The organism is Streptomyces sp. NBC_00878 (assembly GCF_026341515.1).
Classification (GTDB): Bacteria; Actinomycetota; Actinomycetes; order Streptomycetales; family Streptomycetaceae; genus Streptomyces.
In genome coordinates this window covers 340995-352754 of record NZ_JAPEOK010000002.1, presented here as the reverse complement: position 1 = coordinate 352754, position 11760 = coordinate 340995, and the positions used below count along the sequence as shown (strand labels likewise).

At 72.7% G+C, this 11760-nt stretch carries 2 protein-coding genes and 1 pseudogene; 1 reads left to right on the top strand and 2 read right to left on the bottom strand.

The window, feature by feature from the left end; all coding sequences use genetic code 11:
• Positions 1–15 precede the first annotated feature (15 nt).
• Together OHA11_RS45850 and OHA11_RS45845 are read right to left on the bottom strand one after the other, a co-directional pair.
• Positions 16–4752 (bottom strand): type I polyketide synthase, encoded by a 4737-nt coding sequence (locus tag OHA11_RS45850; RefSeq protein WP_266508327.1) that lies wholly within the window; start codon positions 4750–4752, stop codon positions 16–18.
• Complete coding sequence (locus OHA11_RS45845) at positions 4752–10214, bottom strand: type I polyketide synthase (protein ID WP_266508325.1); 5463 nt, start codon at positions 10212–10214, stop codon at positions 4752–4754. The genes OHA11_RS45850 and OHA11_RS45845 overlap by 1 nt, the downstream gene beginning before the upstream one ends.
• A gap of 939 nt (positions 10215–11153) precedes the next feature.
• Between OHA11_RS45845 and OHA11_RS45840 the strand changes: the two are divergent.
• Positions 11154–11639, top strand: a pseudogene (locus OHA11_RS45840) (AAA family ATPase); the annotation flags it as partial.
• Positions 11640–11760 lie beyond the last annotated feature (121 nt).

Genomic DNA, 11760 nt, shown 5'->3' with positions numbered 1-11760 from the left:
CGTGGGAGTCCCGGGTCACGCCGAGCCGAGTTCGTTGTCGATGAACGCGAAGACGTCGTCGGCGGAGGCCTCCTCCAGCCGCCCCGCGACCGCCGCGCCGTCCCCGGCGAGGGTCTCGTTGAGACCGTTGAGCACCGCCTGGAGGCGGGAGGTGATCCGGCCCTGTTCGATGTCCTCGGCCGTGAGGTCGCCGAGCCTGGCCGCGACCTTCTCCAGTTCGGCGACGACCGAGTCCACGGAGGTGTCGGCGCCCGCGAGTTCGGTGCCCAGGTGCTTGGCGAGGGCGGCGGGCGTGGCGTAGTCGAAGATGAGCGTGGCGGGCAGCGGTACGCCGGCCGCGGTGCTGATGCGGTTGCGGAGGTCGACGGAGGTGAGGGAGTCGAAGCCGAGGTCACGGAAGGCGGTGGTCGGCTCGACGGCGTCGGAGCCGCCGTAGCCGAGGACGGTCGCGGCCTGCCCGCACACGAGGTCCTGCAGGGCGCGGTCGCGTTCGCCGCCGGTCAGGCCGGCCAGCTTCTGCGCGAAGTCGTCGGCCACGGCCGTGTCGTTCGCCGTCGAGGTCTGCTGTGCTTCGGGCAGCGCGGACAGCAGGGCGCTGGGGCGGGTGGAGGTGAACGCGGGCAGGAACTTCGTCCAGTCGACGGCGGCGACGGTCACCGTGGTGTCGCCGCCCTCCAGGGCGCGGCGCAGGGCGGTGAGGGCCCGGTCGGGGTCCAGGGCGGACATGCCCATGGCCCGGCTCGCCGCACGGACCGTGCCGTGGGCGGCCATGCCGTCGCCGCCCCACGGTCCCCAGGCGACTGAGGTGGCGGGCAGGCCGGCGCCGCGGCGGTGCTCGGCGAGGGCGTCGAGGTGGGCGTTGGCCGCGGCGTAGTTGGCCTGGCCGGCGCCGCCGACGGTGGCGGTCAGCGAGGAGAAGAGCACGAACGCCGACAGGTCCAGGTCGCGGGTGAGTTCGTGCAGATGGTGGGCGGCGTCGGCCTTCGGGGCGAGGACGCCGGTGAACTGATCGGGGGTCAGTCCGTCCAGGACGCCGTCGTCCAGGACGCCGGCCAGGTGCATGACGGCCGTCAGGGGGTGCTCCGCGGGCACGGTGCCGAGCAGGGCGGCCAGCGCGTCGCGGTCGGTCACGTCGCAGGCGAAGAGGGTGACCTTGGTGCCGGTGCCGGCCAGTTCCTGTGCCAGTTCGGCGGCGCCCGGGGCGTGTTCGCCCCGGCGGGAGGCGAGGAGCACGTGGTCGGCACCCTCGGCGGCCAGCCAGCGGGCGACGGCGGCACCGACGCCGCCCGTGGCGCCGGTGACGAGGACGGTGCCGGTCGGCTTCCACGGCGCGCCGGCCCTGGCCGCCGCGGGCTCCAGGCGTCGGCCGTAGGCGCCGGACTCGCGGATGACGAGCTGGTCCTCGCCGTCCGCGTCGGTGAGGAGCGCGGCCAGCCGGGTCAGGGACTGCGGGCCGGGCTCGGCGGGCAGGTCGATCAGGCCGCCCCATCGGTCGGGGTGTTCCAGGGCGGCCACCCGGCCGAGACCCCAGACCTCTGCCTGGGCGAAGCCGGAGACGGTGGCGGCGGGCTCGTGGGCCATGGCCTCGCGGGTCGCGCACCACAGGGGCGCCGTGGCGCCGATGTCGCCGAGGGCCTGGACGAGGGCGGCGGTGGCGGTCAGTTGGGTGTCCGGGGCGAGGAGGGACAGGACGCCGTCGACGTCGCACCGGTCGGTCAGCAGCCGGGCCAGCTCCGCTCGGCCGGCGTCGGCGGGCACCACGAGGGTGTCGACGCGCAGGCGGTGGTCGCCGAGACCGGAGAGTACGGACGTGGTCCACGGGTGGTCGGCGCCCGCCTCGGGCACGACCGCCAGCCAGTGGCCCTCGGTGGCCGGGGCGGAGCCGGGGGCCAGCGGGTGCCAGGTGGCGCGGTAGCGCCAGCCGTCGGCGGTGGCCGCGTCCCGCTGCTGCTCGTGCCAGGCCGCCAGGGCCGGGACGACGGCGCCGACGGACGACTGGTCGTCGATGCCGAGGGTGGCGGCGACCGCGGCCACGTCCATCTCGCGCACCAGGTCCCAGAACGGGCCGTCGTCGCCGCCACGCGCCGCCGCGGAACGCTCGGCCTGGAGGATCGGAGCGTCCTCCCAGTGCCGGTCGCGCCGGAACGGGTAGGTGGGCAGGGTGACTTTGCGGCCCCCGGCGAACAGGGCGGCCCAGTCGGGTCCTGCGCCGGTGAGGTGCAGTCGGCACAGGGCGTCGGTCAGCGCGGTGTCCTCGTCGCGGTCGCGGCGCTGGGTGCCGACGACGTGGGGCACCACGTCCTGCGCCATGTTGCTGAGCACCGCGTCGGGGCCGACCTCCAGGAAGCGGGTGGCTCCCTCGGCGGCCAGTGTGGTGACGCCGTCGTGGAAGCGGACGGCCTCGCGCACGTGGCGCACCCAGTAGTCGGGCGAGGTGAGGTCGTCGGCGAGCCGCCCGGTGACGTTGGAGACGACGGGCAGGGCCGGCTCGTGGAAGGTCAGGGTGCGCAGCACCTCGCGGAACGGCTCCAGCATCGCGTCCATGCGGTGGGAGTGGAAGGCGTGCGAGACCTTGAGCCGGGTGGTCTTCTCGATCTGCGCGGCGACGGCCAGTACGCCCTCCTCGTCGCCGGAGACGACGACGGAACGCGGGCCGTTGACGGCGGCGATGTCGACGCCGTCGGTGAGCAGCGGGGTGACGTCGGACTCGGCGGCCAGCAGCGAGACCATGGCGCCGCCGGCCGGCAGGTCCTGCATGAGGCGGCCGCGTGCGGCGACCAGGGTGACGGCGTCGGCGAGCGACAGCACGCCCGCGACGTGCGCGGCGACGATCTCGCCGATGGAGTGCCCGGCGAGCAGGTCGGGGCGGATGCCCCAGTGTTCGAGCAGCCGGTAGAGCGCGGTCTCGAAGGTGAACAGCGCGGCCTGGGTGTAGGCCGTCTGGTTCAGCAGTTCGGTGTCCTCGTCGAACATCACGTCGCGCAGCGGCCGGTCCAGGTGCTGGTCGAAGGCGGCGCAGCTCTCGTCGAACGCCTCGGCGAACACCGGGTACGCGGCGTACAGCGTGCGGCCCATGCCGGGGCGCTGCGAGCCCTGGCCGGAGAACAGCACGGCCAGGCGGCCGGGTTCGGGCGCGACCACGGGTGTCTCGCGGCCCTCGGCGAGGGCGCGCAGGCCCTCCAGCAGTTCGTCGCGGTCGCGGCCGGTGACAGCCGCCCGGTGGGCGAACAGGGAGCGGGTGGTGGCCAGGGAGAAGCCCACGTCGTACGGGTCGAGGTCACCGGCGGCGGCCAGCAGCCGGTCGGCCTGCTGCCGCACGGCGTCGGCGGTCTTCGCGGACAGCACCCACGGCAGGACCGGCAGTGCGGCGCGCGGCGGCGCGTCCTCGGGGGTCTCGACGGGCGGGGCCTCCTCCAGGATGGTGTGCGCGTTGGTGCCGGAGATGCCGAACGAGGAGACACCGGCGCGGCGCGGACGGCCGTCGGTGTCCCATGGCTGGGCCTCGTTGAGCAGCTTCACGTCGCCCGCGGTCCAGTCGACGGCGGTGGTGGGCCGCTCGGCGTGCAGGGTCCTGGGCAGGACGCCGTGGCGCATGGCCATGACCATCTTGATGATGGCGCCGACGCCGGCGGCGGCCTGCGGGTGGCCCATGTTGGACTTGATGGAGCCGAGCCACATCGGCCGGCCCTCCGGGCGTTCCTGCCCGTAGGAGGCGATCACGGCCTGGGCCTCGATGGGGTCGCCGAGGGTGGTGCCGGTGCCGTGTGCCTCGACCACGTCGACCTGGTGCGGGGCGAGTTGGGCGTCGGCCAGGGCCTGCCGGATGACCCGGATCTGTGCGGGGCCGCTGGGCGCGGTCATGCCGTTGGAGGCGCCGTCCTGGTTGATGGCGCTGCCGCGGACGACGGCGAGGACCTCGTGCCCGTTGCGGACGGCGTCGGAGAGCCGCTCGACCAGGAGCATTCCGGCGCCCTCGGCCCAGGCGGCTCCGGCGGCGTCCTCGGAGAAGGAGTGGCAGCGGCCGTCGGGCGACAGCGCCCGGCGCTCGCTGAACTCGACGAACATCTCGGGGCTGGCCATCAGGGCGGCGCCGCCGGCCAGGGCCAGGGAGCACTCGCCCTTGCGCAGCGCCTGGATCGCGGAGTGGAGCGCCACCAGGGAGGAGGAGCAGGCCGTGTCCATGGTGACCGCGGGTCCCTCCAGACCGAGGGTGTAGGCGATGCGGCCGGAGACGATGCTGCCGGAGATCGTGCCGCCGATGTAGTCGTGGTGCATCAGGCCCACGAACACGCCGGTCGGGGTGCCCTTGGCCTGCTGGGGGTCGATGCCGGCCCGCTCGAACGCCTCCCAGGTGACCTCAAGGAGCATCCGCTGCTGCGGGTCGGTGCCGGGCGCGTCCTTGGGGCTGATGCCGAAGAAGGCGGGGTCGCACTCGGCCGCGTCGTGCAGGAAGCCGCCGTGGCGTACGTAGGACTTGCCCGGGGTGCCCGGCTCGGCGTCGTAGATGGCCTCGACGTCCCAGCCGCGGTCGACGGGGAACTCGGTGACGACGTCGATGCCCTCGTCGACAACGGTCCACAGGTCCTCGGGCGTGCGCACGCCGCCCGGGTAACGGCAGCCCATGCCGATGATGGCGATGGGTTCCCGGTCCTGATCCTCCAGCTCCCGCACCCGGCGGCGGCTGCGCTCCAGCTCTGTCGTCGCCCGCTTGAGATAGTCGCGGAGCTTGTCGACGGTGGGCGAGTCTTCCATTACTGGGCTCCCAGTTCGTTGTCGATCCTCGCGAACAGTTCGTCGTCGGTGGAGGCGGTGAAGTCCTCGGTGACCTCCGCCTCCACCGCGGCGTACCGCCCGTGGGTGTCGTGCCAGGTCCGCAGCAGCGCTTCGAGCCGTGCGGTGACGCGGGCGTGGCTGCCGTCCTGGTCGGGCAGCGTGTTCAGCGCGGCCTCCAGGCGGTCCACTTCGGTCAGGGCGGACCGTGCCTGGTCGGCCGGTCCGGGGATGAGTGCGGCCTTGAGATACGCGGCCAGGGTGACCGGCGAGGGCTGGTCGAAGACCAGCGTCGCCAGGAGGGGGAGGCCGGTCGCGGTGCCCAGGAGATTGCGCAGTTCGACGGCGGCGAGCGAGTCGAAGCCCATCTCCTGGAACGCCCGTTCGGGCTCCACCGACTCCGGTGACGTGTGTCCGAGTACGGCGGCGACGTTGCCGCGGATCAGGTCCAGCAGTGCGCGGTCCCGCTCGGAGTCCGGCAGTGAGGCCAGCCGGTCGCGCCAGGACGCGGTGCCTGCGCCCGTCGCGGGCTCGGCGGCCGTGCGCCGGGCGGGTCGCACCAGGCCGCGCAGCACGGCGGGTACGCCGTCGGGCCGGGCCCGGACCGCCGTGCCGTCCAGCCGGGTGGCCACCACGACGGCGTCCTGGCCGCCGAGGCTGGCGTCGAACAGCTCCAGACCCTGGGCCGCGGTCAGTGCGGGCAGGCCCTGGCGGCGCATGCGTTCCAGGTCGGCGGCGTCCATCTGCTCGGCCATGCCGCCGGCTTCCGACCACAGGCCGTACGCCACGGACACCGCGGGCAGTCCGGCGGCGCGCCGCTGTACGGCGAGGGCGTCGAGGAAGGTGTTGGCGGCGGCGTAGTTGGCCTGGCCTGCGCCGGCCAGCAGGCCCGCGGTCGAGGAGAACAGGACGAACGCGGACAGTTCCCGGTCCCGGGTCAGCTCGTGCAGGTTCCACGCGGCGTCGACCTTCGGCCGCAGTACCCGCTCGACCTCGTCCGGTCCGAGAGTGGCGAGCACACCGTTGTGGACGACACCGGCCGCGTGGACCACGCCGCGTACGTCGTGCTCGCCGAGCAGGGCGGCGAGCGCCTCGCGGTCGGCGGCGTCGCAACGGGCGATCGTCACCTCGCCGCCCAGCGCGGTCAGTTCCTCGCGCAGGTCCGCCGCACCGGGAGCGTCCTCGCCGCGCCTGCTCGTCAGGAGCAGCCGTCGTACGCCGTGTTCGGTGATCAGGTGACGGGCGATCAGGCCGCCCAGCCCGCCGGTGCCGCCGGTGATGAGGACGGCGCCCTCCGGGTGCCAGTCGACCGGTCCGCCCGGCTTGGTGCGGGCCAGCCGCGGGACCCGCGACTGCCCGTCCCGTACGGCGACTTCCGGTTCGTCGGAGGCGAGCGCGGCGGCGATCGCGGCGCCGGGTGCGGCGCTGCCGTCGCTGTCGACCAGCAGGAACCTGCCCGGGTTCTCGGCGGCGGCCGCGCGCACCAGGCCGGACAGTGGTGCGTGCGTGAGGTCGTCGGCGCGGGTGAGCACGGCGAGTCTGCTGCTCGCGAACCGTTCGTCGGCCAGCCAGTCGCGCAGGGTGTCCAGGGTGGTGTTGACCCGCTCGCGTACGAGGGCGGGCAGGTCCGCGGCGTCGGGCGCGGGCGGTACGGGCAGGACGACCACGTCGGGCACGGGGCCCGCGGCCGTCAGTGCGGCGAGGTCGGCGTGGACCGGCGCGTCGAGCCCGGTGTCCGTCACGCCGCACACGGCCAGGCCGGGCACGGTCGAGGGCGCAGGACCGGGCAGCGGTACGAGGTCGGTCCGGAACAGCGACTCGTCCGCCTCCCCGGCCAGTTGGTCGGCCGAGACGGGGCGGGCGACGAGGGTGCGCACCGAGGCGACGGGAGCGCCCGCGGTGTCGGTGAGGGCGAGCGCGACGGACTCCGGCCCGGACTTGGTCAGGTGCAGGCGCAGCGCGGACGCCCCGGCGGCGTGCAGGGTGACACCGCCCCAGCTGAACGGCAGGACCGCCTTTCCGTCGGCCAGGTCCCGCAGGTTGACGTGGAGCACCGCGTCGAGCAGCGCCGGGTGAACTCCGAAGGCACCGGCGGTGGCGCGGGCGCTGTCGGGGAGGGCGGCCTCGGCGAACAGGTCGTCGCCGCGGCGCCACATGGCGCGCAGGCCCTGGAACACCTCGCCGTAGCCGTAGCCGGTGCGGGCCAGGCCCGGGTAGAGCCCGTCGAGGTCGACCGGTTCGGCGCCTTCCGGCGGCCAGGCCGTCAGCTCCTGCGCGGACGCGTCGTCGGCAGGACCGGCAGCGGTCAGTACACCGTCGGCGTTGCGGGTCCACGGCGCGTCGGCGGTGTCGGTGCGACGGGACCAGACGGTCAGCTGCCGCCGTCCGTCCTCGTCGCCGCCGACGGCCACCTGTACGGCCATGGCGCCCTGTTCGGGCAGCACCAGCGGGGCGTGCAGGGTGAGTTCGTCGACGGTGTCGCAGCCGGTACGTTCCCCGGCCTGGAGTGCCATCTCGACGAAGGCGGTGCCGGGCAGCAGCACGGTGCCGTGCACGGCGTGGTGGGCCAGCCAGGGCTGCGCGGACACCGACAGGCGGCCGGTGAGGACGGCGCCGCCGGTGTCGGGCAGGTCCGTCATGGTGGTGAGCAGCGGATGCCCGGTCGCGGTCTGGCCGAGGCCGCCCGCGTCACCGGCGCCTCCCCCGGTGGCCTCCAGCCACAGCCGTTCGCGCTGGAAGGCGTACGTGGGAAGGGCGGTGCGCCTGGCTCCGTACGCGGAGAAGAACGCCGCCCAGTCGACGACGGCGCCGGCGGCGTGCAGCCGGGCCAGGGCCGTGACCAGGTCGCGTTCCTCGTCGCCGTCGCGGCGCAGCGCGGCGACGGCGACCGTGTCCTCGCCCACGCAGTCCTGCGCCATGGCGGTGAGCGTCGCGTCCGGGCCGACCTCCAGGAGGACCCGTACGCCCAGGTCGTGCAGCGTGCTCACGGCGGGTGCGAAGCGCACGGGCCTGCGGACGTGGTCCACCCAGTAGCCGGGGGTGGTGATCTCGTCGGCGTCGGCGAGGGCTCCGGTGAGCGTGGACACGATCGGGATCCGCGGTGCCTGGTAGGTGCACCGGGCGGCGGCCTCGGCGAACGCGGCCAGCATCGGCTCCATGAGCGGGGAGTGGAAGGCGTGGGAGACCTTCAGCCGCTTGCTCTTGTCGAAGCGGGCGGCGAGCGCGTCGACCGCCTTCTCCTCGCCGGAGACGACGACGGACCTGGGTCCGTTGACGGCGGCGAGGCCGACGCGGTCGGCGAGGTAGGGGGTGACGTCGTCCTCGGTGGCGCGGACGGCGGCCATGGCGCCGCCCTCGGGCAGCGCCGCCATCAGGGCGCCGCGGGCCAGTACCAGGGCGGCGGCGTCCGGCAGCGACAGCACCCCCGCGACGTGGGCGGCGGCCAGTTCACCGACCGAATGACCGGCGAGGTAGTCCGGGCGCAGGCCGTGGGACTCCAGCAGCCGGTACAGCGCCACCTCGGTCGCGAAGATCGCGACCTGGGCGTAGTCGGTACGGGTCAGCAGTTCGGCGTCGCCGTCGACGACCTCGGCGAGCGGGCGCTCCAACTCGGGGTCGACCAGCGCGCACACGGCGTCGAACGTCTCGGCGTAGACGGGGAAGGCCCGGTACAGGGCACGGCCCATGCCGGTGCGCTGAGCGCCCTGCCCGGTGAAGAGAAACGCGGTCTTGCCGCCGACGGGCCGGAGCACTCCCGCGGTGGCGAGTTCGGCGAGCAGTTCCTCGCGGTCGCGGCCGACCGCGACGGCGCGGTGCTCGAACTGGGAACGGGTGGTGGCCAGGGACAGGCCGAGGTCGGCCGGGCTCGCGTCCGGCCGGTCGGTGAGCCAGTCACGCAGCCGCGTGATCTGCTCGGTAAGGGCCTGCGGGGTGCGTGCGGTGACGATCCACGGCACGGTCGCGGACATCGAGCGCTCGGGGGCCGGAGTGGCGTCCTGTGCGTCGGTCGACGGCTCCGCGTCGGAGGGGTCCTGTACGTCAGTGGCAGCCTCTACGCCCATGGGTGCCTGTTCGAGCACGACGTGCGCGTTGGTTCCGCTGATCCCGAAGGAGGAGACCGCGGCCCGGCGGGGCCGTCCGGTCTCGGGCCACGGACTCCGCTCGACGGCCAACTCGACCGCCCCGGCGCTCCAGTCGACCTCGGGGGTGGGTTCGTCGACGTGCAGGGTGGGCGGGACCTCGCCGTGCCGCATGGCCATCACCATCTTGATGACGCCCGCGACACCGGCGGCGGCCTGGGTGTGGCCCAGGTTGGACTTGACGGAACCCAGTAGCAGCGGCCGGTCGTCGGGACGCTCACGCCCGTACGTGGCCAGCAGGGCCTGCGCCTCGATGGGGTCGCCGAGGGAGGTGCCGGTGCCGTGTGCCTCGACGGCGTCGACGTCGGCGGTCGTGAGTCCGGCGCCGGCCAGCGCGGCCCGGATGACCCGCTGTTGCGAAGGGCCGTTGGGCGCGGTGAGGCGGCTGCTGGCGCCGTCGGAGTTGACGGCGCTGCCGCGGATCACGGCGAGCACGGGGTGGCCGTTGCGCTGGGCGTCGGCGAGGCGCTCCACCAGCAGCATGCCGGCGCCCTCGCCCCAGCCGGTGCCGTCGGCGGAGGCCGCGAACGCCTTGCAGCGGCCGTCGGGCGACAGGCCGCGCTGCCTGCTGAAGTCGACGAACGTCTCCGGGGTCGACATCACGGTCACACCGCCGGCCAGGGCGAGGGTGCACTCCCCCGCCTGGAGCGCGCGTACCGCCCAGTGCAGGGACACCAGTGAGGACGAGCAGGCGGTGTCGACGGTGACGACCGGCCCCTCCAGTCCGAAGGTGTAGGCGACGCGGCCCGAGGCGATGCTGGCGGCGCTGCCGTTGGCGAGGTAGCCGTCGAGGTCGTCGGGCACGGACGCCAGCCGGGTGGCGTAGTCGTTGTACATGACGCCGGCGAACACACCGGTGCGGCTGCCGCGCAGGGCGGCCGGGACGATGCCGGCGCGCTCGAACGCCTCGAAGGACGTCTCCAGCAGCAGCCGCTGCTGGGGATCCATCGCGAGGGCCTCGCGAGGGCTGATCCCGAAGAAGTCGGGGTCGAAGTCGGCGGCGTCGTGCAGGAAACCGCCGGTGCGGGCATAGGTCTTGCCGGACCGGTCGGGGTCCGGGTCGTACAGGGACTCCACGTCCCAGCCCCGGTCCGCGGGGAAGTCCGACACCCCGTCGGTTCCCGCGGCCACCAGGTCCCACAGGTCGTCGGGCGTGCGGACACCGCCGGGGTACCGGCAGCCGATACCGATGATCGCGACCGGACCGTGTGCGCGTTGCTCATTCTCGCGCAGCCGCCGCCGCGCCTCACGCAGGTCCGCAGTCGTCCGCCTGAGGTAGTCGAGCAGTTGATCCTCGTTGTTCACCAGCGCGCCATCCGATCGAAAATCGAAAGAAGGCTTCAGAAATGCGGACGGCTCCATCCCGAGTCCTCGATCCGCTTCCCCTTCCGCTCACGGAGGCTAAGGAAGCCGGGAAGGCGCCCGACACCCCTAGCGCCCCCAGCACCCCCTGAGCGCCCGGTCAGTCACGAGCGACGCTTACGCGAACCGCCTGTCCGCATCCCCGGGCCCGAATCCCTCACGGCGCTCTTCCACACCCGTCGGACAATTGAGAAACCATCCGCGAATCAGCCGCCCTGCCTCTCACCGAGAGGGCTCGGGGACGGGACGTCACTCGGCACACACAGCAAGTTGACAACCTCGGCGGGTGACAGATAGCGTCCGGGATTACCGGACTAGTGAACGAATGCGTCGACTCAATGCGGCGCCGAGCGACCGGAATTTACACAACCGTGGAAAACATTTGACTCAGCTCGTTCACCTACTTGAATAAACAGTGCAAGTCTTTACACGACCCACGCGTGGCCACGTAAAAAGCAAGGAAAAGCAAACGCACAGCTTTCCGCGCGGTGAACGCTGGCCCAACGTGACGGAAGGAACAAAGGCGTGCGAGGAACGTCCACAGCGGAACGCGCGCGGCCGACAGGAATTCGTGGTCGGCCGCGCAGCCGCGTGAACTGCTCTCAAGCCGGCCCACCCCTCCTGGGCTAGCCCAACCAATCGATCCGGCTCCCCCCACCATCGCCGGTGCATCATCTGTGGTCTGCCGCCAACTTCCGCGCCCCGCCGGGAGCCCAGATCGGGGACTGGACGACAACTCGCCTGCGCCCGGGTCCACGGCCATCGACGCCCAGGGACCCTGCGCACGGCGCCGCTCGATCCAACGATGACCAGCCGCCTTCTCTCAGCGGACTGGAGTCGGGGCGCGGCTTCACGGGGAAAACGATCACAGGGGGACTCACGATGCGCCTGTTCGACCGCAGCCGAGAACTGCAGACACTGAGCGACGCGTGGGCCGACAGCTCGAAGGGGTCCGGCCGATTCGTGATCGTCACGGGCGGTCCGGGATCCGGTAAGACCGAGCTCGTTTACGAATTCCTCGATTCCGTGGGCGACACGGGTGCACGTGTGCTTTCCGCCACAGCTTTACTGACGGAGCAGGGCCGACCGATGAACGTGGTACGGCAATTGCTCGACAACGGCGAGGTGGCCTGTCCAGCACTGAACAGCCTTCCGCTGTTTCACAGCAAAGCGGAACGACATTTTCAGCAAAGCGAACACCCTTGGAATAACACCGTCGCCGAGGTGGTCCAAGATGTTACGGATACGTTAATAAAACTGGCCGATCAGGCCGTTCCCTTGATCGTCGCCGTGGACGACGCGCATCTCATGGACAGCGAATCCCTGCAGACGATCCTCGTTCTGCTCAGCCGAATCCGCACCAAACGAATATTCGTCATATGCGTAACCTCTGGTAACAGTTCTCCGCGACCCCTGGCACATATCGAGCTCATACGCCAGCCGCACCGCAGGGTGCGGCTGGCACCGCTTTCGGAGCAGAGCGTCGGGG